General features: G+C 37.0%; 20 protein-coding genes. 18 read left to right on the top strand and 2 right to left on the bottom strand.

Features of this window, described 5'->3' with window-relative positions; translation table 11 throughout:
* The first annotated feature begins 4 nt into the window (after nucleotides 1-4).
* From ACWPVE_RS05690 to ACWPVE_RS05680, 3 genes are all read left to right on the top strand, one after another.
* Entirely contained in the window at nucleotides 5-670 is a 666-nt protein-coding gene (locus ACWPVE_RS05690; protein WP_453991508.1) for a YkyA family protein, read from the top strand.
* A gap of 220 nt (nucleotides 671-890) precedes the next feature.
* Nucleotides 891-1,697, top strand: coding sequence for a hypothetical protein (locus tag ACWPVE_RS05685; protein WP_453991506.1), 807 nt, complete (start codon nucleotides 891-893; stop codon nucleotides 1,695-1,697).
* 411 nt (nucleotides 1,698-2,108) lie between these two features.
* Nucleotides 2,109-5,858 (top strand): discoidin domain-containing protein, encoded by a 3,750-nt coding sequence (locus tag ACWPVE_RS05680; RefSeq protein WP_453991504.1) that lies wholly within the window; start codon nucleotides 2,109-2,111, stop codon nucleotides 5,856-5,858.
* Between the two features lie 155 nt (nucleotides 5,859-6,013).
* Here the strand turns inward: ACWPVE_RS05680 and ACWPVE_RS05675 are convergent, their stop codons facing one another.
* Nucleotides 6,014-7,399 (bottom strand): amino acid permease, encoded by a 1,386-nt coding sequence (locus ACWPVE_RS05675; protein WP_453991501.1) that lies wholly within the window; start codon nucleotides 7,397-7,399, stop codon nucleotides 6,014-6,016.
* Between the two features lie 190 nt (nucleotides 7,400-7,589).
* Here ACWPVE_RS05675 and ACWPVE_RS05670 point away from each other — a divergent pair, with 190 nt between their 5' ends.
* The 9 genes from ACWPVE_RS05670 (at nucleotide 7,590) to xylF (ending at nucleotide 19,033) form a co-directional block, all read left to right on the top strand.
* On the top strand, nucleotides 7,590-8,828 hold the full coding sequence (locus ACWPVE_RS05670) for an ATP-binding protein (RefSeq protein WP_453991499.1): 1,239 nt from the start codon (nucleotides 7,590-7,592) through the stop codon (nucleotides 8,826-8,828).
* Between the two features lie 145 nt (nucleotides 8,829-8,973).
* Entirely contained in the window at nucleotides 8,974-9,489 is a 516-nt protein-coding gene (gene speG, locus ACWPVE_RS05665) for a spermidine N1-acetyltransferase (RefSeq protein WP_453991497.1), read from the top strand.
* Between the two features lie 352 nt (nucleotides 9,490-9,841).
* Nucleotides 9,842-10,894: a sugar ABC transporter substrate-binding protein gene (locus ACWPVE_RS05660; protein WP_453997378.1), complete on the top strand. Its 1,053-nt coding sequence runs from the start codon at nucleotides 9,842-9,844 to the stop codon at nucleotides 10,892-10,894.
* 74 nt (nucleotides 10,895-10,968) lie between these two features.
* The gene (locus ACWPVE_RS05655) at nucleotides 10,969-12,489 is read left to right on the top strand and encodes an ATP-binding cassette domain-containing protein (RefSeq protein WP_453991495.1); all 1,521 of its coding nucleotides are present in this window, start codon (nucleotides 10,969-10,971) and stop codon (nucleotides 12,487-12,489) included.
* A 12-nt stretch (nucleotides 12,490-12,501) separates the two neighbouring features.
* A complete protein-coding gene (locus ACWPVE_RS05650) occupies nucleotides 12,502-13,677 on the top strand; it encodes a sugar ABC transporter permease (RefSeq protein ID WP_453991493.1) in 1,176 nt (391 codons plus the stop codon).
* Nucleotides 13,678-13,965: 288 nt separating this feature from the next.
* The gene (locus tag ACWPVE_RS05645; RefSeq protein WP_453991490.1) at nucleotides 13,966-14,943 is read left to right on the top strand and encodes a sugar ABC transporter substrate-binding protein; all 978 of its coding nucleotides are present in this window, start codon (nucleotides 13,966-13,968) and stop codon (nucleotides 14,941-14,943) included.
* On the top strand, nucleotides 14,936-16,375 hold the full coding sequence (locus ACWPVE_RS05640) for a sensor histidine kinase (RefSeq protein WP_453991488.1): 1,440 nt from the start codon (nucleotides 14,936-14,938) through the stop codon (nucleotides 16,373-16,375). The genes ACWPVE_RS05645 and ACWPVE_RS05640 overlap by 8 nt, the downstream gene beginning before the upstream one ends.
* Entirely contained in the window at nucleotides 16,368-17,909 is a 1,542-nt protein-coding gene (locus tag ACWPVE_RS05635) for a response regulator (protein WP_453991485.1), read from the top strand. The genes ACWPVE_RS05640 and ACWPVE_RS05635 overlap by 8 nt, the downstream gene beginning before the upstream one ends.
* A 44-nt stretch (nucleotides 17,910-17,953) precedes the next feature.
* Entirely contained in the window at nucleotides 17,954-19,033 is a 1,080-nt protein-coding gene (gene xylF / locus ACWPVE_RS05630) for a D-xylose ABC transporter substrate-binding protein (RefSeq protein WP_453991483.1), read from the top strand.
* Between the two features lie 143 nt (nucleotides 19,034-19,176).
* Here xylF and ACWPVE_RS05625 read toward each other — a convergent pair whose 3' ends face one another.
* Nucleotides 19,177-19,725 carry an NADPH-dependent FMN reductase gene (locus ACWPVE_RS05625; protein ID WP_453991481.1) on the bottom strand — a complete coding sequence of 183 codons (549 nt, stop codon included), beginning with the start codon at nucleotides 19,723-19,725 and terminating at the stop codon, nucleotides 19,177-19,179.
* Between the two features lie 376 nt (nucleotides 19,726-20,101).
* Here ACWPVE_RS05625 and ACWPVE_RS05620 point away from each other — a divergent pair, with 376 nt between their 5' ends.
* The 6 genes from ACWPVE_RS05620 (at nucleotide 20,102) to nadX (ending at nucleotide 26,438) form a co-directional block, all read left to right on the top strand.
* Entirely contained in the window at nucleotides 20,102-21,067 is a 966-nt protein-coding gene (locus ACWPVE_RS05620) for a tRNA dihydrouridine synthase (protein ID WP_453991479.1), read from the top strand.
* Between the two features lie 127 nt (nucleotides 21,068-21,194).
* Nucleotides 21,195-21,764: an HAD-IA family hydrolase gene (locus tag ACWPVE_RS05615; RefSeq protein WP_453991477.1), complete on the top strand. Its 570-nt coding sequence runs from the start codon at nucleotides 21,195-21,197 to the stop codon at nucleotides 21,762-21,764.
* Nucleotides 21,765-21,876: 112 nt separating this feature from the next.
* Nucleotides 21,877-22,377: a DUF1456 family protein gene (locus ACWPVE_RS05610; protein ID WP_453991475.1), complete on the top strand. Its 501-nt coding sequence runs from the start codon at nucleotides 21,877-21,879 to the stop codon at nucleotides 22,375-22,377.
* Nucleotides 22,378-22,630: 253 nt separating this feature from the next.
* Complete coding sequence (locus ACWPVE_RS05605) at nucleotides 22,631-22,957, top strand: hypothetical protein (protein ID WP_453991473.1); 327 nt, start codon at nucleotides 22,631-22,633, stop codon at nucleotides 22,955-22,957.
* A 373-nt stretch (nucleotides 22,958-23,330) separates the two neighbouring features.
* Nucleotides 23,331-25,598 (top strand): ATP-binding cassette domain-containing protein, encoded by a 2,268-nt coding sequence (locus tag ACWPVE_RS05600; RefSeq protein WP_453991471.1) that lies wholly within the window; start codon nucleotides 23,331-23,333, stop codon nucleotides 25,596-25,598.
* A 60-nt stretch (nucleotides 25,599-25,658) separates the two neighbouring features.
* A complete protein-coding gene (gene nadX, locus ACWPVE_RS05595) occupies nucleotides 25,659-26,438 on the top strand; it encodes an aspartate dehydrogenase (protein WP_453991469.1) in 780 nt (259 codons plus the stop codon).
* Nucleotides 26,439-26,586 lie beyond the last annotated feature (148 nt).

The raw sequence follows: 26,586 nt of genomic DNA, 5'->3' as shown, positions 1-26,586 counted from the left end.
AAGTTTGAAGAAAGTACGATTTGTTCTTACATTAATGATTGCATTTTCTTTTATACTGAATGGATGCCAGTCCAGCTCAAAACAGGTTACCAAAATTGAAAAAGTAATGGATAAAGCTACTGAGTTAGAAAAAGAATTCTCCACTACTCAACTTGAACTATTAGAAACTAGAGAAAATGCTCGGTTACTCTATTATGATTTGATTAATCTAACTATATCAGATAAGGACTTGTTGCATCAGAAGATTGAAGACGGAAAAACATATGTGACCAAACAACAACAGCTATTAGATCAAGCAGAGGAAAGTTTTAATAAGGCCTATAACACGTCATCCAAAATTGAGAAATCCATTAAAAAGATGAAAGATGATGCACAAAAGAATGAGGCTACAAAACTACTAACAGTTATGAAAGAACGTAAAATATTAATGGATACGTTTTTTAAAGATTACCATGAAACGTTGCAATTACAAAAAACATTCTATCAACAATTGGAAGATGAAAAAATTGATATTGGAAGCCTTAATCAACAAATTCTTGAAATAAATATGCGTACCCAAGAGATGGGAAAAATTATAGAAGAATTTAATCAGTATACCCGACAGTATATTGAAGCAGAACAAGACTTTTATCGAGCAAGTGAATCGGATGAACCAAATTATGATGCCTAGTAGAGACTTACATACAAGAATTCTTCAGACTTGGACTCTTTCTTTGAAAAAAGAAAGAGTCCATTTTTATTTCAGAACCACTTAATGCTAATAAATTTGTTTAATGACATCGATTTTAGAATACCCTACTTAGTGAGAATAGAAGTATTTATGGTGAAATTTTTAAAGAAACATATAAAAAAAGAGATGTATCTCATACTTAATTGGAGGAAATGGATACGTGGAATTATTTAAAAGGTTTTTCACTAGTAGTACGAAAACGGCTGACAGGAATATCGTTGCCGTATATGTTGTGTTTCGTGTAATTGTGATTTTAATGCTGATTAGTCAAATCTATATGCAAAGGTGGGGGAATACTTTTATTTTATTGCTGACGCTCGCGTTATTCGCTATACCGTTGCTTGTAGAAAGGTTATTTAGGGTTGAAATTCCTAACGTGTTGGAATTGATTATTCTATTATTTGTTTTTAGTTCAACGATTTTGGGAGAACTGAGCGATTTTTATGGATATTTCAAAATATGGGATACAGCGCTTCATACGCTTAATGGATTTCTAGCTGCAGGTGTCGGTTTTTCTCTCGTTTATCTGTTAAATAAGAATGCCGAGGGTATGTCTTTAACCCCACTATTTCTTGCGATTGTTACTTTCTCTTTTTCTATGACAGTTGGGGTTATGTGGGAGTTTTTTGAATACTATGCAGACCGATGGATGAATCTCGATATGCAGAAAGACCGAATTGTTCAACGAATCGATAGTGTTAGTATTGGTGTAGAAAAGAATAATGTCCATCATCTAGAGAATATTCAACGAACAGTTATTGAAAGCAAAGACGATTCTGGAAATATGATAGAGACTGTTATTTACGATGGATATCTTGATATTGGACTAATTGATACAATGAAGGATTTGTTTGTCAATTTGATTGGGGCGATTGTTTTCAGTGTATTCGGCTATCTATACGCACATCATGATCAGAAAAAATATAGGTTTGTTCGGAATTTTATACCGAGAAAAGGGAGTAAGTAACAAGAAGTACTGCCTATTTAAAGAGCAACGCCTCTCATAGGTGTTGCTTTCATTTTATCTGATGTAAGACAACAATCATACCCTATTTAGTCGTTAGAAACGGTAACTGGCTTATATCCTTTAGTTAAATGAGCAAAATACTTGATGCAATTATTCTATAGGTATTTTTACATGGTAGTTGATTGAGTTTGAAAAGGTAGTAATGGGTCTTTTTAATCATTTTCAGAAAAATCCAAAAATAACACAATTATACGTAATTAAACCAATACCATACTTTTCCGGTCACATGATAGACTCCTCTTGTAGTAAGCGCTTACATATCGTGCGAACAAAGGAGCTGATACATGGATAAATACAATACGAGTTTAATAGTTTTTTAGAAAACAATCAAAGTTAGGAGAGGGTATGAGGGTGAAGCGGTTTCGGTTTAGTGTACATGTAATGGTAGTGTTTATGACTGTATTAGGTGCAATCTTCTTACATTTGCCAAGTAGCCATGCAGCAGAAAATAATGAAAATCTTGCATTAGGTAAAAACGTTACGGTCACGAGCTTTTGTAATAGTTGTGGAACACCAGGATCCAACGCGGTGGATGGTGATGTAAAAACGTTTTGGCGTGCCCTTTCGGGGGATGCTCGACCAACTATTACAGTAGATTTAGGTGAAGAAACAGAATGGAATAAAGTAGTCTTGAATGTAAATGAAGAAATTATTAATGAATACTCTGTGGAATATTCTAGCGATGGAGAAAACTGGGAAGAAGCATATGTACATGGGTTTCCCCCTGCTAATACAATTGAAAATTTTGTAATCGAACCTGTGAATTCGCGTTATGTACGAATCGGCTTTGCTCCCAATGCTACTGGAGTCGCTCTTCTATATGAATTAGAAATCTACCATGTGGATGAAGAGCCAACTCCTGCACCTGCCAGTGTTTTAACAGAAGTATCACTTAAGGATAGTGGTACAACTTATGGTTTTTGGGATGAAATCGAATTGGAGATTGGGGACAAGCATCAATTGAGTGTTTCTGGGAAAATGTCTGATGGTGGTGAGGCTGATTTATCAGAGGCAACTGTTAGCTATCAAAGCTCAGATACCCAAATTGTGGAGGTAGATGAACACGGGAAAATGACGGTCGTTGGTCATGGAGTGGCAAAAGTGGGGGCGACTGTCGAACTTGGTTCGCGGAGTCGTTCAACCGAAATCTTTGTAGTGGTGAAAAATTACAAGGATGATGTCATCATTGATGCGAGTTGGTCAGGTGAAGACATCATTTCGAAGATTGGTCAGCCTGCAGTGCTAGAGCAGGGAAAAAGCTTCCCAGCATTGCAAATGAGAGCATACACAGATGTGAAAATTGAAGGGCAATTACTGGACAGCACAGGGAAATCTGAACAGCCAGTTTCTCTGGAATTAGATAAGAATGAAAACGGAGAGTTATTGATCTCAGGAACAGCGGATACAGAAGGTACCTACAAGCTGGAGTTGACGTTGACTCCGACGAATCAAGCACCAGTTTATGACACTTTTTATTTTACTGTACGCAATTCTGAAGACATTACGGAAGGCCAGAGTAAAATCGCTTATCTTGGTGAAGACGGCAAAATGCAATATGTGCCAGATTATAAGGGCAATCGTATCTTAGATTTCTCGCATAGCGGCTATAAAGGCGGAGGTGTGAAACTTCCAGATGTACAGGCTAGAGTCGTTGTAGAACCAGGAGAAGGAGATGATACGGCACGTATCCAGGATGCTATCGATCGAGTATCCCAAATGCCAATTATGGAGGATGGATTCCGCGGAGCGGTTGTGCTAGAACGTGGAACGTTCGAAGTTGGTGAGACGCTAACGATCTCTGCTGATGGAGTGGTTCTTCGAGGAAAGGGCTCTGGCGAAGATGGCACGATACTTTATGCTACAGGCAAAAAATCTAGAGATGTTTTACAAGTGATTGGTTCGGGCGCTCCGACGATTGTTGAAAATAGTGGTACTGAGATTACGGAGCTATATGTGCCTGCAGGGGCTCGTACTTTTAAGGTGGAAGATGCCTCAGGGTTTAAGGTTGGCGACACTGTAATGGTACGCCGACACGGGAACGATCAATGGATTCATGAGATTGATATGGACCAAATTATAGGTGGAGAGAGTATTGTACAATGGTCACCGTTTTCCCTTGACTTTGACCGGGTGATTACAGAGATTGATGGTAATTCCATTACGGTTGATGCGCCAATTGCGAATGCAATCGAACGCCAGTGGGGCGGAGGTGAGATTTTTCAATATACAGATGAAGGTCGAATTGAGAACGTTGGTGTTGAGAACCTGCGTGTGAAGGTAGAATTTGACCCAAGCGTGATTAAGCAACATAATGGCGAAGATTATTACGCGGATGAGAATAAAGCAAGAAATTTTGTATCCTTAAATAATGTCAAAGATGCATGGGTGCGAAATATTGATGCATTCCATTTGGAATATGCCCTAGCTGACATTGGGAGAAACGCAAAAGGGATTACGGTTCAAGATAGCCGTGCGTTAGAACCAGTTGGAGAAATTGCGGGTTCACGTCGATATGCCTATAATTACAGTGGTCAATTGGCATTGACACAACGTGTTCATGCGGAACATTTTAGACATGCCTTTGTCGTTAATTCACGTGTACCAGGTCCTAATGTGTTTTTGGATAGTACATCTGAGAATGAATACACCAATAGTGAACCGCATCATCGTTGGTCTGTAGGGGGCTTATACGACAATATCAAAGGTAATATAGCCTTCCAAGATCGTGCCTCGTACGGTACAGGACATGGTTGGTCAGGAGCCAATTATGTGGCATGGAACACGGAAGGGAACTTAATTGCACAATCACCGCCGACTGCACAAAACTATGCAATCGGTCATGTAGGTGAACGTCGTCAAGGAAATTGGCCAAACGATAATGATCCACGGCCGCGTGAAGATGCTTATTGGGATAGTCATGGCAAACATGTTGCACCACAAAGCTTGTATTTACAGCAACTAAAGGATCGTTTAGGTGAAGTGGCCATTAAAAACATTGCGGAAACTCCAGTTGGTGGAGAGGCTCTGGATACACCAGAGGCGGACCATTTGTCCACTATCCAAATGATTCATGTCAATGGTGTTCCACTTGAAGGTTTTGATCCTGAGAAATTTGCTTATCAGGTAGAAATACCTCTTGATATGTTGGATGCTCCTTATGTAACAGCAGAAGGCGGACATAATGTCCACATTATTCAAGCGGAGAAACTATCTGATCGAACAGTGATTCAGGTCGAGAACAAGGATAATCCTGGGATTATTACTGAATATGTGTTAACTTACACGCAAACCTTACAACCTGATCAACTTCAATATGTAGACATCGCAGAAGTTGTAGCAAGTGCTGATGATGGAAACGTTCCAGAAAATATGTTGGACGGAGATCTAAGTACACGCTGGTCCGCAGAAGGGGAACAATGGGTTCAGTTTGATCTAGGAGAAGTTCACTCCATCAGTTCTGTTCTATTGGCTTTTCACAATGGTGATAAGCGGAGATCACTCATTGATATTGAGCTTTCTGTCGATGGAGAGCAATGGGAGCGAAAATTCAGCGGTCAGAGCAATGGCAATACACTAGAGCTGGAAATGTTCAATTTCGACAAGACACCAGCTAGATATGTACGTATCTTAGGACATGGCAATAGTGCCAATGCTTGGAATAGCATTACAGAAGCGAAGATCGCAAAATATGTAGCAGAAGCTACTGAGGTAAAAGTGAACGGACATGTACAAGTTCAGGTAGAGTCGTCTAAACCCGGCTCTAATGTCCATCGAATTCATACACAGATTAATTGGCAGCGAGATCAAGAGGGTGTTGTGAGTGGAAGTTCAAGGTTGCATACAACACCAAGAGGGATCGATGTTAGCTTTGAAGAGTTAGAATGGTTAGCGACATCTGAAACAGTAACATTGCAATGGCAGGGAAAAGATAAACAAGGCAAAACGTATACGGTTCGGACGGTACTTACAAAGAATGATAGCCAGAACCCTTCGAATAAGTGGGTAGCTTCTTTCGTAGTTTGGGAAGGTGAAACGGCAAGCGGTGAACCTCAAATTGTAGCAATGAACCAACCGTTTAAAGGAAATATTGATATTAAATAGTTGAATTGTAAAGGTTGATCGATACTTCTGATTATCTATAAAAAGGATTATAGCAAAGCACCAACCCTGCTGGGTTGGTGCTTTAATAATGGTTTATATTTTCGATAGTAAGCGTGTGGAAAAAAATAGGAGAACAGTAGAACCGTCCCCATGTTCTAATTCATCTTGCTGTGCTTTTGGCCATATATGAAATAGAATAGGATTCCAATTATAAACCAAATTCCGCATGCAATCCATGTGAAGGTTGAGAGCTGGGACATTAAGAATATGCATGATAAGAAAGATACAATCGGTAAGAGTGGAAAGAAAGGGACTTTAAAACCAGTGGTAGGTAAGTTTTTATTCTTTCTCAAGTAAATAACACCGATTGAAACAATCATAAATGCGATTAAGGTTCCAATGTTGACCAATTCGGCTAGTTTAGATAATGGAATGAAGCCAGCACAAAAAGCTACGAGTGTTGCAAATACCCATGTATTTTTAACGGGAGTTTTATATTTTTTACTAAGTTCGAACATACTTTTCGGTAATAATCCATCACGGCCAAACGCGTATAGTAGTCTAGTTCCTCCATAGGACATAACAAGAATAACAGTCATCATTCCAACGACTGCACCAAGTGATATAACACCAGCCACCCAATCTTGTTGAACCAACTGCATCACATAGCTAACTGGATCACTTACATTCAGTTTTGTATATGAAACCATCCCAGTTAAAACAAGGGAAACAGCTCCATAAAGTAGGGTACAGATAAATAATGATCCAATAATTCCGATTGGCATGTTACGTTGTGGATTTTTTACTTCTTCTGCAGCCGATGAAACGGCGTCGAACCCAAGATAAGCAAAGAAAACAAGGGCCGCCCCACTTATAACCCCACTCATTCCAAAAGGCATGAATGGTTGCCAATTATCAGGTTTAACATAAAAAATACCTACTCCAATAAAGAGTAGAATCACACCTACTTTTATAAATACCATGATCATATTAACCTTCGTGGATTCTTTAATTCCACGCGATAAGAGAAAAGCAGTGGCAAATATAATCGCTATAGCTGGTACATTTACATATGTTCCATCAGCTGGATTAAATGAACCAGAGATTGCCTTTGGAATGGTAATATTAAAACCTTCTAACAAGGCACTTAAATAGGCAGACCAACCTGTTGCAACTGCCGCAACTGCTAGTCCATATTCTAACAACAGAGCCCATCCAACTAACCAAGCGATTAACTCACCAAATACGATGTAAGCATACGTATAGGCACTACCCGTTACGGGTACGGTAGAAGAAAATTCTGAATAACACATGGCTGCCAATGCACAGACGATAGCAGCAATAATAAAGGAAAAAACGATAGCTGGTCCAGCGTGACTCGCGGCTACTGTCCCAGGAAGAATGAATATCCCAGTACCGACAATGGCACCCACACCAAGCAGCATTAAGTCAAAGGCACCTAGCGTTTTTGGTAACTGGATATTTCCTTTATTTTTAAGTAACTCCCCGAGATTTTTTTTCCTAAATAATACTTCTTTCATTAACGAACCCTCATTTTTTTAGAAATATGTAAAAAGTCTATAGGTTTCTGAATAAAAGGTCAACCGCTTTTGTCGAATTCCCAATATTTTTGTCGATTCACAGTTTGTATTTGAAATATTTATCAACAAATACTATTGATTGTCTATTACAACACAATAAATGGTATATTTAAAAGATGGGTGTAAATTAATGCATAAAGAGGTAAGTATGAAGGAGTTAACGAATCAATTACATAAAAAAATATACTATATTGTCGTTTGGATTATTATAGCCATCATGTTAATGGGCTTATTCATTGATAACCCGTATGTTGGAGAATACAATCTTGGTTACATTATACATGTTATACTCGTGTTCGTTTTGTCTGTGTGTCTCTTGCTTTATCCTAAAAAGAGTACAGGTACTCTTAGACTTTGTATAATCCTGGTAACATCCATATACTTTTATACCATTTTTCTATTATATCCAGAAACGGGTTCTGCCTTTATTTTTCTTTGTTTTATACCTGCCCTTTCCATTTTGTTATTTGATAAAAAGCTATTTTATTTTTCATTGGTATTAAACTATGTCTTAGTCATGTTTTTGTTTGGATATATTCTTTTTATAAATCAAGAGCAACAATACATCTATTTAGAGCGAGACTTAGTAGGGAGCTTAATTAATTTTACTGCTAGCCAAGTACTCATCTATTTTATCTTTTATCTAACAAATGAAAGAATGAAGCAACAAAGAGTGTATTACGAACAAATAAAGCAGTCTGAACGTTTGAAGATATCTGGACAATTAGCTGCTGCGGTAGCTCATGAAATTAGGAATCCTCTGACGGTTGTGAAGGGATTTTTGCAAGTTTTTGAGAAAGAAAATTCGTTTTCTTCTGAACAAAAAATACATGTTACATTGATGATTGATGAATTGAATAGCGCTGAACATGTCATTTCTCAACTTTTATCGTTAGCAAAGCCAGAAAAAAATGGAGAAACAGATATAGTAGACATTAGGGATGTTCTTAGGGAGGTTACAGATTTACTTTATTCCTATGGACATTTACATAAAAATCGGATCAAATTAGAGGTTACAGGCGAATGTCACATCTCCGCTAACAAAATTGAGTTAAAACAAGTTTTTATTAATATTATAAAAAACGCAATTGAGGCTTCCCGTATAGGAGATGCCGTACTTGTAACAGCTGAAAGAGAAGAGAAGTCTGTGGTAATCAAAGTCATTGATTATGGAGTAGGTATGTCAGAAGAAGAAGTGGCCTCTATAGGGACACCTTTTTACTCGTTAAAAAGTAAAGGCACTGGTTTGGGAATGATGATTTGTTTTACAATTATTGAAAAATATAATGGGACCATCCATTTCCAATCGATTAAAGGTCGTGGTACTACCGTTACTATTCGCTTTCCATCAGTAGATGTAGAGGGATAGGACGGCTCGTTAATTATTAGCTTTTCTATTTTTAATTGTCTAATAAATATTTATATGATTGGGAATGTTTTTTGTTGCGAAATACATAATTATTTAATAGGGAACAATCCCTAGATTGAATCTAGGTTTCGGAGGATGAGAAGCAATGAGTGATGTAAAATTAAGGCCTTTAGAAAGAGTGGACTTAGGATTTGTTCATAAATTAAATATTAATGCAAACATCATGTCTTACTGGTTTGAAGAGCCATACGAATCATTTGTGGAATTGCAGGATTTGTATGATAAACATATTCATGACCAAGGTGAAAGAAGATTTATCGTACAAAAAGGTGATGAAATGGTGGGTCTAGTGGAACTAGTAGAGATTGATTATATCCACCGTAGGGTTGAATTCCAAATTATCATTGATCCTAATCATCAAGGGCATGGCTATGCAAAGTCTGCTACACAACTTGCAATGGATTATGCGTTTTCTGTATTAAATATGTATAAACTCTATTTAATCGTTGATAAAACTAATGAAAAGGCGATTCATATTTATGAAAAACTCGGATTTCAGTTTGAAGGAGAACTAATTGATGAGTTCTTTGTTGATGGTGAATACCACAATGCAATTAGGATGTGTATGTTTCAACATCAATACTTCAATCGAGGTTCTTAAAACGTCGGGTGAATATACTATGAACAATTTAATTTCTTAATCAAAAAACATTAAACATCGTCTAAATCTAAAAGCATGAGCATGGAATTACCCCACGCTCATGCTTTTTTGTTTGTAATAAACTAGGACTTTTTGTACGTGTATCATCATGATATGAGCCCTATCTATTCAAAAATGCTAAAAAAGTACAGAAAATACTAAAAGATTACCCTATGTTAGCGCTTTCTTAATGCGTAAATCGCTCTATACTTGGTGTGTACCAAATCATTTTTATATCTCGAAGGGGGAAATTCTTGTGAAAAGGACATTGAAGTTTTTTTACGGACTAATCGTTGCGACAGTATTACTTGGTATGTTAGCAGCTTGTAGTGGCTCAACTGGTGGAAGTAGTAAAATGAGTGTCGGTATTGTTCTACCGACGAAAGACGAGCCAAGATGGGTGCAAGATGAGCAGCGCTTTAAAGACTCACTAGCAGATTCTGATTACACAACAGAAATTTTATTTAGCCAAGGTTCATCTGCCAAAGAAAAGGAAAACGTAGAAACATTACTTAACAAAGGAATTGAAGTATTAATTATTGCTCCTCACGATGGTGCAGCTGCTGGTTCTGCAGTTGAAGCAGCAAAAAAAGAAGGAGTAACAGTTATAGCTTACGACCGATTAATTACTGATACAGATGCAGTCGACTATTATGTAACGTTTGATAGTGTGGCAGTAGGTGCAGCACAAGCCCAATATATTATTGATAACACGGAAGGTACGAATATTCCGTTATACCTATATGCAGGTGCTGCTTCAGATAACAACGCTTTCTTATTCTTTGAAGGTGCTTGGAAAACTCTACAGCCGAAAATTGCAGACGGTACATTCGTCATTGCAAACTCAAGTGAAGCAGAAGCATTAAAAGATAAAGCAGATCTTACTCGTGATGAGTTAGGTAAAATCTTAGGTCAGGTGACAACAAACTGGGATCCGAATGAGGCAATAAATAAAGCTCAAACGCACTTAACAGCAGCAGATTCTGACTTAAAAGGTGATATTGCAATTTTAGCTCCTAACGATGGTACGTCACGATCTATTGCAGATGTGTTCGCAAGTGATTCGGACGTTTCAAGTTTCGTCATTACAGGCCAAGATGCTGAAAAAGCTTCTATCCAATATATTATTGATGGCAAACAATCCATGACTGTATTTAAAGATGTTCGTACATTAGTTGCAGATGCAATTGGTATGGCAGTCGACATTTTAGATGGTAAAACACCTGAAACAACTGGTAGCTACGACAATGGAGTTGTAGAAGTAAAAGCAAAACAAACGGATGTAATTGTTGTAGAACAAGAGAACGTGAAGACTGAACTCATTGATTCAGGATACTACGAAGCAAGCGAGTTTTCTGGACTATAAATATCGAATCAAATAATGCGTGATAGGTTCACTATCACGCATTGATTATAGCTTTTCGTTTGGAGGTATTCAGGATGAGCGAATATATTTTAGAGATGAACCAAATCTCTAAGGAGTTCACAGGTGTTAAAGCGCTCGACAATGTCAATTTTAAAGTCAAGAAGGGTGAGATACACAGCTTAGTTGGTGAGAATGGAGCTGGAAAGTCAACCTTAATGAAAGTTCTTAGTGGTGTATACCCTTATGGAACGTATGAAGGAGATATTGTGTACGAAGGCAAGGTACAACAATTTAATAAAATAAACGATAGTGTGAATGCAGGAATCGTTATCATATACCAGGAGTTAGCTTTATTTCCAGATCTCACAGTCTATGAAAATATTTTTGCAGGGAATGAAATCAAGCAAGGTTCTTTGATTGACTGGAACGAGACGATTGTTGAAGCAAAGAAATTATTAAAAAAAGTGAATCTTGATATCAATCCTGAAACACTAGTGAAAGATTTAGGTGTAGGGAAACGTCAGTTAATTGAAATTGCTAAAGCATTAAGTAAAGATGTGAAACTTCTAATCCTAGACGAGCCAACTGCAGCATTAAATGAGGATGATAGTGAAAATTTATTAGAATTACTAGATGGTCTCAGAAAACAAGGAATTACCTGTATTATGATCTCTCATAAATTAAAAGAAGTGATTAAAATATCGGATAGTGCAACCGTCATTCGGGACGGACAAACCATTGGAACTCTTGATGCTTCCAAAGGAGAGATTACTGAAAATACGATTATTAAGAATATGGTAGGACGTGAGATTCAAGATATTTATCCGAAACGAGCCAAGCAGTCATTTGATGAAATAGTACTAGAATTAAAGAATTGGTCTGCATACGACCAAAAACTTGGTAGACATGTTGTGAAAAATGCAAATTTCAATGTTAAAAAAGGTGAAATTGTTGGAATAGCTGGCTTGATGGGGTCTGGAAGAACTGAACTTGCACTTAGTATTTTTGGTAATGCGAAATCGTATAAAGTACAAGGAGACTTACTTCTAGACGGTGTGCCAAAAGTATTTAAGCATACTAGTGATGCAATAAATGCTGGGATTGCCTATGTGACTGAAGATCGTAAGGGTGATGGACTGTTTTTACTCCAAGATATTAAAAGTAATATTACTGCCGCAAATTTGCAGGGAATTGCAACGAATGGTGTTATAAACGAAAACGAAGAGATTAAAGTAGCAGACGGTTATAAATCATCATTAACCATTAAAGCCTCTTCTTTAGAACAGCTTGTTGGCAATTTAAGTGGTGGAAACCAACAAAAAGTTTCGCTTGGTAAATGGCTGTTTGTTGGGCCTAAACTTCTCATATTAGACGAACCTACTCGTGGAATTGATGTGGGCGCAAAATATGAAATTTATACGGTTATGAACAGGCTAATTGAAGAGGGAATGAGCATTATCATGATTTCTTCAGAGTTAGGGGAAATATTGGGAATGAGTGACAGAGTCTATGTCATGGCCGAAGGTGAAATTAAAGGCGAATTACCAATAGGAGAAGCCGATCAAGAAAAAATCATGCAACTTGCTACACAATAGGAGGCTAAACTCATGACTTTTTTTCAAGAAATGAGAACATTAATTAGTAAAAATATTCGTGATTACGGGATGTACATTGCTTTATTGATTATTTTCATTATCTTTACTATTCTCACTGATGGCTTATTTATTTCTTCCCGTAATATTAGTAACTTATTAGATTCAGCAGGTTATATTGCTGTTCTAGCAGTTGGTGTTATGCTCGTCATTGTCATTCGACATATTGACTTATCGATAGGGTTTCTAGCAGGATTCCTTGGGGCAATTGCAGCTATTTTACTGATGCAGTATGGATTTCCAGTTTATATTGTAGTGCCACTTATTCTAGTACTTGGAACGATAGCTGGTTTAATAACAGGTTTTCTTGTAGCGAAAGTAGGCATTCCCGCCTTTGTGGCAACGCTAGCGGGTTGGTTGATCTATCGTGGTGCAATCCTACAAGTAACAGAAAAATCTGGTACTATCATTGTCCAAAATGACGCATTTAATGCAATTGGAAATGGCTTTATACCTTCCATTATGCAAGTTGGTGGCTTACACTTACTCTCTTTATTATTGGGTGTTGTAGGAATTCTATTTTATAACTACAGTGCAATATCTAATCGTCGAAATAAAATAAAGTATCGTTTTGAAGTCGTTTCGAAGCAGGTTTTTATTTTACAGCTCGTGTTTGTTTCGATTGTCATCGCAGGAATTACATGGATATTAGCAGGTTATAACGGATTCTCTTGGACTGTTATTATTATCTTACTAGTCGTTCTCGTTTATCATTTCTTAACAACTAAGACGGTACTTGGCAGACATATTTATGCAGTTGGTAGTAATCCAGAAGCTGCACATTTAAGTGGAATTAACGTGAAGAAGATTACGTATATTGTATTCGGTTCGATGGGACTATTATCAGCTTTATCAGGAATCTTATTTACATCTCGTTTACAAGCAGCAACTACTACAGCTGGAACACTTTTTGAACTGGATGCGATTGCGGCTGCCTATGTTGGTGGTGTATCTGCAGCTGGTGGGGTAGGTAAAGTAACTGGTGCCATAATCGGAGCTATCGTAATGGCATCCCTAACAAGTGGAATGAACCTACTAGGTGTAGGAATTTCATATCAGTATATGATTAAAGGTGGCGTACTAGCTTTAGCCGTAATCTTTGATGTGATGACAAGAAGAAATGGAAATTGAAATTCTCGTTTGTACACGTGCATGTTAGCAAATAGGCTCTCTCCGAGAAAACTGGGGAGGCCTTTTTCACCATGATGAACAGGATTTCACATGAGAATCCGCTGATTTTTCCTCTTTATCCCTTCAATGAGCGGGAATACACATGGGGTTATACAGACAATTCCATTCATCCCCTCATCGAATGAAATATCATTATTCTATATTAAAATAATGCAAGGATATGTAGGGTTGATAGAAACGAATTAGATGACTTACAATATGGTAAAAGAGAGAAGAGGGAGAATCTACATGAAAAAATATATGTATATCATACTAGTAATCTTATTTGTCTCTCTTTGTTATCTGATTTTTACCTCAGCAAATATTGTTCTTAGCAATGACCTATCCTTACCAAAAGGAATAAAACAAGCAGACTCTCAATATCGATTAGTCTTAATTACAAGAGATATGGACACGACGTTTTGGAATAAGGTCGGTATAGGTGCGTTAAGGCAGGCGGAGAAAGAAGGTGCTAGCCTTGAGATGTGGGGCAGCTACAGTAATAATCCTGAAGAGTTTCTAAAAAAATTGGAACTTGCTATACATTCAAAAGTAGATGGTATTATTATTCAAGGTCTTGATACTGATGAATTTAAAGCGCTCACAAAAGTGAAGGCTTCGTTTTTTGGAATACCGATTATTACGGTAGCAAATGATGTGCCAATGAAGGAAAGCTTAAGAAGAACATATGTTGGTTCAGACCAATTCAGTGCAGGAAAATTAATAGCGATGCAGTTGTTGAATGATATGGGGGAAAAAGGGAAGGTCGTCATTTTATACGACAGCCAACAAGAATATTATCAAAAGGAGAGAGTTAGGGGCATTGAAGCAGTATTAAGTATCTATCCTGATATAGAGCTACTCCATGCTGAAACATCGGAGTCAAGAGATAGAGTGATCTCTTCAGTGAGAGACACATTGAATCAAGTCCCTGATGTACATGCATTTATTCCTGTAAATGCAAATATGATTGGTCCGATGGTGCAGGAAATAGAGAAACGTTCTCAAGTTGAGCCTTATTTTATTTATACATTTGATGACGGGCCGGAATCTATTCCACTTGTAGAACAAGGGAAAATTGACGGTGTTATTGAGCAAGATCCAGAAAAAATGGGAGAAGTTAGTGTTGAACAAATGATTAAGTGGTTGAACGGCGAAACGGTCCCACTCGATATTAACGGTTACTTCACGAATATCCAGATATTAAAGGGCGGAGAAAATGAGTAGCATTCAAAGAAAAATATTAACGCTTACAACAGTTATTATCGTCGTGATGTCACTAATCTGGATTATGCTAACATTCTACAATTATAAGACGCAAGTAAAATACAATGAAGTTCTAAACCGTTACTTACTATTAAATGAGGTATCAAGATCTAGTAATCAAGTCATTACGAATTTAAATAATTATTTGCTCCAGCCATCTTCAGAAAACCTAAAGGAATTAGAAGATAGTAAGAAGAGTTTGGTTTCTGCAAAATATGAAGTGTTTAAAGTAAGAAATGAAGAAAATAATTTTACATTAACAAATTATATTCATTTAATGGAAAGTTTAATTGAAACGACTGACCGACTATTGGGGATTGAGCAAGATGATGAGGAGACAGTAAAGGACCTTGCAGAAATTTCTCGGATTGGAAACTATATATCTGAAACGACCCTCACATTAATCGATATGGAGCTTAAAACACATGAACCGTTTTATCGAGGGATCATGGAACAGTCAATTGAATTAGTAAAGTTAGCCATTTGGATGATCTTGTTAACATCTTTACTATTATTGATAGCTACGTATTGGTTTTCTTTAAGTATCACTAGGCCAATCCAGCAACTAACAGTGGCTGCTAGTGAATTATCAAAGGGTAAATTTGATAAAGAAATAACGGTTAAAACAAATGATGAAATTTCTTTTCTTGCTAAGACTTTTGATCATATGCGGAATAATATTAATAACTTAATCCAGCAAATGAAGGAAAAAGCAAAACTAGAACGTGAACTCCAACAAAATAAAATTATTTTACAGGAAAGTCACTTTCGCAGTCTGCAAAGTCAAATCAACCCACATTTCTTGTTTAATACACTAAACACACTTTCGAAAAAAGCATACCTAGAAGGATCTGAAGAAATTAGCGATTTATTAGTGAGTGTAGCTGATCTTTTACGATACAACCTAAAACAAATTGACAGATCCGTTACATTAAGAGATGAGCTAATGATCGTGAAACAATATATGGAGATTCAGAAGGCGCGTTTTACGGATAGACTTCAGCTACAGGAAGACATTGATGAATCCTGTCTAGGTGTAGGGATTCCAGCACTAACTTTACAACCTATTATTGAAAATGCTGTTATTCATGCAGTCGAACCAAGTGTCGATGGTGGCGTGATTTCTATCAGTGTGAAAGATGATCATGAATATGTCATGGTGCAAATTAAAGACGACGGAATGGGTATGACTGAGGAGAAAATTACTCAAATATTAATGGAACATCAGGTTCAGACAGAAGGACATTCAACAGGAATAGGATTCAGTAATGTGGTGAAGCGTTTACGTCTCTTTTATGGAAGGGATGACGTTATTTCCATTAATAGTACAAAAGGTGTCGGCACGGCTGTTCTACTAAAAATTCCAAAACAAAGAGGAGAGAAACATGATTAAACTCTTAATTGTAGATGATGAACAAATTGAACGGGAAGGAATGAAAGTCATTTTAGACAGATCTTTCCCTGATTTAATTGTTGAGGAAGCACATAATGGGAAGATGGCGGTAGAACAAGCAAAAAGCTTTGAACCAGATTTAGTGTTAATGGATATACAAATGCCTGGTATGAATGGTTTAGAAGCAATAGAGCAGATTCATGAAGATCAGCCTTATGTAAAATTCATTATGGTAACAGCATTTGATACGTTCCAATATGTTCAGTCGGCTTTAAAGCTCGGAGCGAAAGATTATATATTAAAGCCTAGTAAAGTGAGTGAAATTCGAACAACAGTTGGAAAGGTTATACAGGAAATAGAAAATGAAAGGGAACAGAAAGAAGAAAATAATCTACAAAAAGAAATGTTTCAAAGGACTTTAGCTCTCGTTGAAACTGATGTTGTCACTCAACTATTATTTGATCATGTTCATGAGGTACATTTAAACATGCTGATGGAGATGCTTGATATTCGTTTTACAAGTAGAGCGTTTGTGATGAATGTTGTCGTCCCAGATGGAAAGGAACACTTATATTCAAAGATTAAAGAAAAAGTGAGAAAAACGAAAAGCGGGTGGATGGGGGCACTTTACCATGGAAATCTACCCATCATTATATTCCGAGATGAAGGCCAATCCTATCGCTCACAAGCTATTTCACTAGCAAGAGATATTCTAACAGTAGCAAATGTTGATAAACAATCTGGATGGTTTATCGGAATAGGGAATGATTGTAGCACCTTAGAAGAAATACGCCAATCTTATCAAGGAGCAATTATTGCTTCTAGCAATACGACTCTTCCTGTAAAGTATCGATTTTATCAGGATGTACCTGTAATAAACGAAAGAGACAGTTGGCAACAGATAAAGATACTAAAAAAAGATTTGGTAGATCAAGTACGTCTGGGACAATGGGACCACCTTAAATTGAACATTATCAATCTCATTCAGTCATATGAAATGGAAGGCTTAGAAATACAACAAGCTCAGCAATTAACACTTGATGCATTATGGTCGATCTGGTCGATATTAAGTGAAATGGGAATTGACACAGAAACTCCTATTTATCATTATCAAACGCCAAATTACCGTCAGTTGCGTTCTGAAACTATGAATTTACTTAATAAGATGAAATCTTCTCACGAGAACCATTATAAAAATTTGGAAGCTAATACAATCCATCAAATTAAACAATTTATCTTGGATAACTCTCAAAAAAACATCTCGCTAGAAACATTGAGTAATCAAGTTGGGTTAAGTCCGATTTATATTAGTAAAATGTTTAAAGAGGAACTCGGAATTAACTACATTGATTTTTTAACGGAGTGCCGTATAGAAAAAGCGAAGAAGTTATTAGCAGATTCAGATAAGAGTATTAAAGAAATTTCACTAGAAGTAGGCTATCATGAACCAAATTATTTTAGCAAAGTATTTAAGAAAATGTGTAATGTCACCCCAAGAGAATATCGTAAAACACTTCTGGGTTTAAAAGATTAATCCGTCATCATATTTAAATTGAGCTAAGGTAAGGGGGGAAAACGATGGTAAAAAAGCTAGGGAAAGTATTTTTAATAAGTATCATCTCCCTTTTAATCGTATTGACAGCATGTGAACGAAGTGTCTCTACAAAACCTATCGATAACAAAGAACCTGAAAGAAACGTGCAGACAAAAGGTGAAGATAAGATTAGAATTGGATTTTCGATGGATACATTAGAAGAAGAACGTTGGCCAAAGGACCGAGATTTGTTCAAAGAAGCTGTAGAGGCACTAGGTGCGGAAGTTGTAATACGTGAAGCAAAGGGTGATGATGCTTTACAAATTGTACAAGCAGAAACATTAATAAGTGAAGGAATTGATTTACTTGTTATTGTTCCGCATAACGCAGAGTCTGTAGCAACCATCGTTAATAAGGCCCATTCTGCTGGAATTAAAGTGATATCTTATGACCGTTTAGTAAAAAACTCATCTGTCGATTTATATGTTTCTTTTGACAATGAGTTAGTTGGGGAACTTCAAGCACAGGCGATTACAAAGGTAGTTCCTAAAGGGAAGTATGTGTATATAGGTGGAGCATATACAGATAACAATGCCCACTTATTAAAAAAAGGAGTCTTCAAGGTTCTCCAACCAATGATAGACCGTGGTGACATACAGGTTGTATATGATCAATGGACTGAAAATTGGGATCCAGAGAATGCAAGGAATTATATGGAAAATGCCTTAAAAATAAATAACAATGATATAGATGCTGTCATTGCAGCAAATGATGCAACAGCTGGAGGGGCAATTGAAGCACTTGCAGCCAAAGGACTTGCAGGGAAAATTCCTGTGGCTGGCCAAGATGCAGATTTAGCTGCTGTAAGAAGAATTGCTGAGGGAACACAAACCATGACAATCTACAAACCTCTTAAAACATTAGCATACGAAGCAGCAAAAGCCGCTATTAATATGGCGGAAGGAGATACCATTCTAACCGAACGAAAAATTAACAATGGAAAACTGGAAATACCATCGCTTCTGCTTCGACCAATTGCAGTGGACCAACAAAATATAAATGAAACGGTTATTGCCGATGGGTTTCACACACGGAAAGATGTGTTTGGAGATAAAAGAGAATAGCATGGCAAGGCACGAAAATAGGGATGTTTTTGTTGAGGGTTTAATTTGATTTATCAGTATTTAGTTGGCAAAGAACAGCAATCTTGTAAAAAAAAAGTTGGAGTGTTGGCCAGATTACTGCATAACACTCCAACTATTTTTATTTATTGATATTTCTTGATTAATTCAACAAATTCATTAACGAATCCTTGAAGGAACTCGGTTGTACCCTCATTTAGCTTACCGTTTTCATCTAGTAATTCATGAACAGATCCTATGTATGCTTCTGGTTGTTGAACAACAGGCATATTTAAGAAAGATAGTACCTGACGTAAGTGATGATTTGCACCGAATCCAGCAAGTGCACCTGGAGATTGGCTAATGATTGCTGCAGGTTTTCCGTTCCAAACGCTTTCCCCATATGGGCGTGATGCTATATCGAGTGCATTTTTCAATACAGCTGGAATCGAACGGTTATATTCAGGTGTTACAAATAATACTGCATCTAATTCTTTGATTCTATTACGGAATGCCGTAACTTCAGCAGGAGTTCCTAGATCTCCTTCAAAATCTTGGTTAAAAAACGGAAGATTGCCAATTTCTACAAACTCTGTTACAAATCCTTCTGGGAACAAAGTTGCTACGTTATCAGCAACTTGTTTTGAAAATGAATTTTTACGAAGACTACCAATAATAATGCCGACTTTTGTCATGTATTTCTCCATCCTTTACCATAATTTTGAATTCAAGATAATTATAAGAATTAATTGAAAAGTTAGCAAATAATATGCCTTTACCTAAAAATTAGGGAGTAGTATAGGGTTCATATTTGGTTAATCATATATATGAAACTTTCTAGCTATCGTATATGACCGAATGTACTAGTTACATGTTGAATACGTTTCATAGTTGATGTTAATATTGTGTAATGAATAGATAGCGGATAGACCCGATTTCGTAAATCAAGATATCAGGGTCTTTTCCTGTTCAAAACAAAGACATAAACAACGTGATCATTTGTATCATCATTGTTTTTTTATTATTGGAAAATACCTTTTGTATTCCAAAAAGAGAGGATTTATATAAATTATGAAGGGAAATTTTTGGCATAATCTACCAAGACCGTTTTTTGTACTTGCACCCATGGAAGATGTAACAGATGTTGTTTTCCGACACGTCGTAAGTGCAGCAGCAAGACCAGATGTGTTTTTCACGGAATTTACAAATACAGAGAGCTTTTGTCACCCTGATGGACATGAAAGTGTTAAAGGGCGATTAACTTTCACAGAAGATGAGCAACCAATCGTTGCTCATATATGGGGAGATAAGCCTGAGTACTTTCGCCAAATGAGTATCGCTATGGCGAAACAGGGATTTAGTGGTATAGATACCAATATGGGATGTCCTGTTGATAATGTAGCAGAAGATGGAAAGGGTTGTGGTCTCATTCGTCGCCCAGAGGTAGCAGCTGAAATCATACAAGCAGCAAAAGCAGGGGGATTGCCTGTAAGTGTGAAGACAAGGCTGGGATACACGGAGGTAGATGAATGGAGAGACTGGCTTACTCACATCTTAAAACAAGACATCGTGAACTTATCCATTCATTTGCGTACAAGAGAGGAAATGAGTAAAGTAGATGCACATTGGGAGCTCATCCCAGACATTAAGAAACTTCGTGACGAGGTGGCACCAGATACTCTTTTAACCATCAATGGGGATATTCCTGATTATCAAACGGGGATAAAACTGGCGCAACAATACGATGTAGATGGAATTATGATTGGGCGGGGTATTTTTAAAAACCCATTTGCATTTGAAAAAGAGCCAAAAGATCATACTAGTAAGGAATTACTTGATCTTCTAAGATTACACCTTGACCTTTTTGATGAGTATTCGCATTTACAATCACGCTCATTGGGACAATTACGTCGCTTTTTCAAGATTTATGTCAAGGGATTTCGAGGCGCGGGTGAGTTAAGAAATCAATTAATGAGCGCGAAGTCTACAGATGAAGTTCGTAAATTACTCAATACTTTTGAACAACAAGATGTATAGGATGTAGCGGTAAAATAAATTATTCAAGGCTAGCTAATAGTAAGCATAAGGGGGCTGGTTACGAACATGGTCTCGAACCTGACTCGTTCCAGCCCACTTTTGCACAGAAAAAGAAGAGGGATTTATCATGAATATTCTATGGGATTTTGATGGAACATTGTTTAACACATATCCAGCATTGGTGAAGGGTTTTATCCATTTAAGTGGTAAGGATTTGGATCCAAATGAAGTATTGAAATGGCTTAAGAAAAACTCAAAGGTGGCTTTTAAGCACTATGGAATTGATGAAAGTAAGCGAAGCGACTACATCAGACTGTATAATCAATATTCCACAGACACACAGCCGTTTGAAAATATAGAGGACGTTCTACAAGTAGCGGAAAATAATTTTATCGTCACACATCGGGATAAGGAATCCACTCTTTCTCTTTTAGAGAAATTTGACTTACTGCAATATTTTAAGGTTATTGTTTCTGTAGAAGAAGAAGGATTTGCACGAAAGCCAGACGCCGCTTCATACAAACATGTGTTGAAGGATTATCAGATTGACTTAGTAATCGGCGACCGCGAACTGGACTTAATACCAGCAAGAGAATTAGGGATTAAAACTGTTGCATTTGAAAATCAAGAAATTGAAGCAGACTTTCATATCGAAAACTATGCTGACTTCAAATCGAAAGTATACCCTTTTTTATAAGTAAATTATGCGTTGTGACTGTCAATACGATACATAAACTCTATCGATTACAATGAAGTATCTGTTTCTTTAGGTAACAGATGCTGACAAATACGAAGAAGGAAGGTCCAGTATGGATAATAACGACATTTTAATCCGATTAAGATATGCATTGGACATTAAAAATAAAGAAATGGCCGAAATCTTTAAACTTGGTGGCGTGGACGTATCAGTACCAGAAGTGGTAAAGATTCTTACAAAGACTGACGAAGATGATGAATTTGAGAATGAAGATCAAATAAAATGTACTCATAGTATGTTAGATTCATTTTTAAATGGTCTTATTATTTATAAAAGAGGAAAACAAGAGCCTAAACCAGGACAGGCAGCTCCACCAGAACCTTCTCTAAAGACAAGTGGAAATGTGAATAACCTTCTGTTAAAGAAAGTCAAAATCGCATTAGCATTAACGACTGAAGACATGCTTGATATTTTTGATCGTGTAGGTTTACGGGTAACAAAAGGCGAATTAGGGGCACTTTTACGAAAAGAAGGACATAAAAATTATCGAGAATGCGGAGATAATTTTGCCAGGAACTTCTTAAAAGGGTTAACGATTAAATACAGGGGATAATGCGATTAAGTATCATCATGATGACTGGTTAAATAATTTTAATGAGAACAGCAGTGGTTTTGAACATATCCCACTGCTGTTTTTTATTTTATTTGAATGCAGCAAAATAACCGACTTTTTTCTAAGTAGGTGCTATTATTGCTAGGTAACTATTTAACATGATAAAGGAGTTGTAAAATGAATGAAGTGATGTTGTTTACATCAATATTTGTTTTAAATAAGTTTTTTAAATCAGTCTCAGAGGAGTAAGTAAATGTCCAAAAAATTATTTGTTTTGGTACCTATTATCATTATTGCAGTAGTTCTTATCAGTCTTTTTATCCCTAGAGATACTCAACCGGCCTCAGACACAAGAGTTATACTGGAACACACACATAAAACCTATATTGCTCCTGTGTGTTTTGAGGGGTCAAATGCAACAAACTTTATTGCCGAGTCTACTTTAGAAGAAGCACATTCTTTAAGCTACAATCCACATAATTCTTGTACGGAAGATGCATTAACAGCTGAAACAGACTCCCTTCTAGTGAGTCTGTTAAAAGAAATGGGTATTTTGGATACGAAGTGGGATAATTGGTAAATTAATATACCAGCAAGCGAGATAGCCTAACGAATCTGGTCTCTTCAAGTAATATAGGGAAAATTAAAGCCCAATCAGCCCAATCATACAAAGATTGGGCTTATTTCATGTCATGATTTACATCCTTCACGACTCATTATGTTTCTTGTTTTACATGGGTGCTTTGACATGCCTTAAAACAGTAACCCTATGTATTTTAATAGGATGGAGCATTGATAAGGTAGTGGAAAGAGCTACATTCCTGTGATTTCATGGGGGCATTTGTTACTATTTAAAGTAAGGGAAGTTTATACACCATTTATATTCACTGCCAGGAAAGGCTAGACTTGTAGTAAACGTAATAAGGATGATAGAAAAAGAGGAAGGAGAAGAAATGTCAGAGATAAAAGATGAGATCATCTTAAGAGGGCTGAAGGAACATAATTTAAAAAATATAGATTTAAACATACCAAAAGAAAAAATCATTGTATTTACTGGATTGTCAGGTTCAGGGAAAAGTTCAGTTGTTTTTGATACATTAGCAACAGAAAGTAGAAGACAAATGACATTGAACTATCCCCTCTATGTCAGAAATCAAATGCCGAGGTATGAAAGGCCTTATGCTGATTTAATGCGGAATTTAAGTCCAGTAATTGTAGTTGAACAAAGGCAAGTTAGTGGTAATTCTCGCTCATCAGTAGGAACTTATATGGATATTGACCCATTAATTAGACTTTTGTTCTCTAGAATAGGAAAGCCTGCGATTGGTTCTGCAACTGACTTTTCAAGCCAAAGTTCTTTTGGTAGGTGTCCAGAATGTGGTGGATTTGGAGATGTTGTTTCACCAGACCTTCATAAGATGATTGATTTTGAAAAGTCACTTCGGGAATATGCGGTGAAATTTAAACCATTATCCCCATCTGGATGGCAAGGTAGATGGATGATGACGGGTGGTTTATTCGACCCAGATTTACCGATAAAAGACTATTCAGATGAGAAGCTCCACCTATTATTATATGGTCCCCGTGAAGGTGAAAGGGTCTTTGCCCCTTTCCACACAAAAAACGGACCTCAAGATCACGAATGGGATGGGTTATTGCCCCGGTTTAGAAGACTTTATATAAATAGAGATATATCAAAGCTTAAAGAAGTTTCTCAAGATGATGTATTTGCAGTATCAACTCGAGTCCTATGTCCAACCTGTCAAGGATCTGGTCTTAATCCAACGGTATTATCATGTAAAATAAATGGGCTGAATATTGCAGAATATGATCAATTAGAGCTTCCAGAATTACTAGAAGAACTAAAGAACATAAAAGATCCGTTGGGAGAATCTATTGCCCAACAAGCCATCCCAACTGTCAAACAACTAATTGACATGGGACTGGGCTATTTAAGTCTATCACGAAAAATGGGTACCCTTTCAAGTGGGGAAGCACAAAGGGTAAAAATTGCTCGTCATCTAGGAAGTAGTCTTAACAATATTACATACGTATTTGACGAACCAAGTGCTGGGCTTCACCCAGAAGAAGTGGATCTATTAATCCAAATGCTAAAAAGGTTAAAAGCCCAACATAATACGGTCATTGTGATTGAACACAATCTATCTGTTATTAAAATAGCTGATGAAATTATAGAAATGGGACCAGGCGCAGGTGTAAACGGAGGAGAGGTTGTATTCCAAGGAAATGTAGAAGGTCTAAAAAATTCTCCAACTGCAACTGCCCTACGAAACAAGGTAAAAACAAATCAAAATCCTAGAAAAACAAAAAGCTATTTTACTATAAACAATGCAAATAACAATAACTTAAAAAATGTAAGCGTGAAGATACCGAAAAATGTGTTAGTTTCTATATGTGGTGTGTCAGGTTCAGGTAAAAGCTCCTTAATGTTGGAAGCGTTCGCGGATAAATATCCAGAAACAATAATGGTAGAACAAGGCAGTATTGGTGTATCTAATCGCTCGACTCTTGCTACATATATGGGAATCATGGATGATATCCGCACAATCTTTTCACGAGAAACTGGACAACCAGCTGGTTTATTCAGCTTTAACTCTTTAGGGGCATGTTCGATTTGTAAAGGAAAAGGAATCATAACGCCTGACGTTGCATTTGCAGATCCCGTGACAATTCCTTGTGAAACATGTGGTGGCACGAGATATTCAGAGAAGGCACTTGGCTATCGATATCAAGGTAAAAATATCGTGGAAATATTGGAATTAACAATAGAAGAAGCTGTTCATTATTTTAAAATACCAAAGATCATAAAAAGGGTGGATATGTTAAAAGAGGTAGGTTTAGGGTATTTGACCCTAGGACAAACGACGAGTTCTCTTAGTGGAGGGGAAGCTCAACGTTTAAAACTCGCAAGTCACTTACAAAAGGAAGGACAAATCTACCTCTTAGATGAACCATCATTAGGACTTCACGCAGAAGACAGTGAAAAACTATTAGATTTATTCCAAAAACTCGTTAACAACGGTAATTCGGTCATTATTATCGAACATAATCGAAATTTTATTGCTGCGAGCGATTGGATCATTGAATTGGGTCCAGGAGGGGGAAAACAAGGAGGAACGATTATCTTCGAAGGAACACCTGAAGAGATGATCGCTACAGAGACATTGACGGCAAAATGGTTAAAACAAGCGTTAAAATAAGCTTATTTGTCGTTCATCCACCTTGCTGAGTATTACTACTAGATTCTAAGGAGGCCTATCATGAATATTGGTTTAATTGGTGCAGGTGCCATTGCCCATTTTTTATTAAAGGAAATCAATCAAAACAAACATGAGATTTTGCAGATTAAAAGTTTATTGGTACGTGATAAGGAAAAGTATCGGTCTTTAGAATCAAGGTTCGGGATAACATTATATACTGATCTTGAAGCCTTTCTTGATTCAAAAATTGATATGGTTGTAGAGGCAGCGAACATACAGGCAGTGAAAACATTGTTGCCATCTGCCTTAAGGAAAAAGGATGTCATGGTAATCAGTGTAGGTGCACTTGCAGATGAAGCACTACTTTCAGAGATCAGTAATCTTGTAAAAGAGTATAACAACCATGTTTACTTGCCGTCTGGTGCAGTTGGTGGATTGGACTTATTGCAAAATGCAAATGCCCTTGGTACAGTCACAAAAGTTACGTTAACAACTCGGAAACCTGCCAGCTCCCTTATCGAAGAGACCATTGATGAGGAGAAGGTTGTATTTGATGGGAAGGCGGTTGACGCCATTAGAAAATTCCCTAAAAATATGAATGTCTCTATCGTTCTGTCACTAGCAGGTGTTGGGATAGAGAAGACAAACGTACGGCTCTTGGCTGATCCACATGTAGATAAGAACATCCATCAAGTGGATATTACAGGTGAATTTGGGGAAGCGACCTTCACAATTGCCAATAATCCCCTTCCTGAAAATCCAAAGACAAGCTATTTAGCAGCTATGAGTATTCTAGGAACGTTACAAAGGATAAATGGAAAACTAAAAATCGGTGAATAATGAATAAAAGGATTTCCTCCTAGCGGACTACTGTTTTCCCGCAACATGGGGGAGGTCCTGTTTTTGTTTTATTGCCATATTGTCCAAGTTTTCTTCAAAATTTGACCTAGGTCAAATTCTTTTGCAATCATTCTAGTTAAAATGGAAG

This window comes from Bacillus nitroreducens (assembly GCF_964021195.1).
The sequence above is the reverse complement of the archived record's forward strand: the minus strand, read 5'-3'. Positions and strand labels throughout refer to the sequence as shown.

What these genes read in the sequence shown, in the direction of transcription:
- ACWPVE_RS05675 (WP_453991501.1), bottom strand. Translation starts at nt 7,399, where the DNA reads ATGAAAGAAGTATTATTTAGGAAAAAAAATCTCGGGGAGTTACTTAAA.
- ACWPVE_RS05670 (WP_453991499.1), top strand. Translation starts at nt 7,590, where the DNA reads ATGCATAAAGAGGTAAGTATGAAGGAGTTAACGAATCAATTACATAAA.
- speG (WP_453991497.1), top strand. Translation starts at nt 8,974, where the DNA reads ATGAGTGATGTAAAATTAAGGCCTTTAGAAAGAGTGGACTTAGGATTT.
- ACWPVE_RS05660 (WP_453997378.1), top strand. Translation starts at nt 9,842, where the DNA reads ATGTTAGCAGCTTGTAGTGGCTCAACTGGTGGAAGTAGTAAAATGAGT.
- ACWPVE_RS05655 (WP_453991495.1), top strand. Translation starts at nt 10,969, where the DNA reads ATGAGCGAATATATTTTAGAGATGAACCAAATCTCTAAGGAGTTCACA.
- ACWPVE_RS05650 (WP_453991493.1), top strand. Translation starts at nt 12,502, where the DNA reads ATGACTTTTTTTCAAGAAATGAGAACATTAATTAGTAAAAATATTCGT.
- ACWPVE_RS05645 (WP_453991490.1), top strand. Translation starts at nt 13,966, where the DNA reads ATGAAAAAATATATGTATATCATACTAGTAATCTTATTTGTCTCTCTT.
- ACWPVE_RS05640 (WP_453991488.1), top strand. Translation starts at nt 14,936, where the DNA reads ATGAGTAGCATTCAAAGAAAAATATTAACGCTTACAACAGTTATTATC.
- ACWPVE_RS05635 (WP_453991485.1), top strand. Translation starts at nt 16,368, where the DNA reads ATGATTAAACTCTTAATTGTAGATGATGAACAAATTGAACGGGAAGGA.
- xylF (WP_453991483.1), top strand. Translation starts at nt 17,954, where the DNA reads ATGGTAAAAAAGCTAGGGAAAGTATTTTTAATAAGTATCATCTCCCTT.
- ACWPVE_RS05625 (WP_453991481.1), bottom strand. Translation starts at nt 19,725, where the DNA reads ATGACAAAAGTCGGCATTATTATTGGTAGTCTTCGTAAAAATTCATTT.
- ACWPVE_RS05620 (WP_453991479.1), top strand. Translation starts at nt 20,102, where the DNA reads ATGAAGGGAAATTTTTGGCATAATCTACCAAGACCGTTTTTTGTACTT.
- ACWPVE_RS05615 (WP_453991477.1), top strand. Translation starts at nt 21,195, where the DNA reads ATGAATATTCTATGGGATTTTGATGGAACATTGTTTAACACATATCCA.
- ACWPVE_RS05610 (WP_453991475.1), top strand. Translation starts at nt 21,877, where the DNA reads ATGGATAATAACGACATTTTAATCCGATTAAGATATGCATTGGACATT.
- ACWPVE_RS05605 (WP_453991473.1), top strand. Translation starts at nt 22,631, where the DNA reads ATGTCCAAAAAATTATTTGTTTTGGTACCTATTATCATTATTGCAGTA.
- ACWPVE_RS05600 (WP_453991471.1), top strand. Translation starts at nt 23,331, where the DNA reads ATGTCAGAGATAAAAGATGAGATCATCTTAAGAGGGCTGAAGGAACAT.
- nadX (WP_453991469.1), top strand. Translation starts at nt 25,659, where the DNA reads ATGAATATTGGTTTAATTGGTGCAGGTGCCATTGCCCATTTTTTATTA.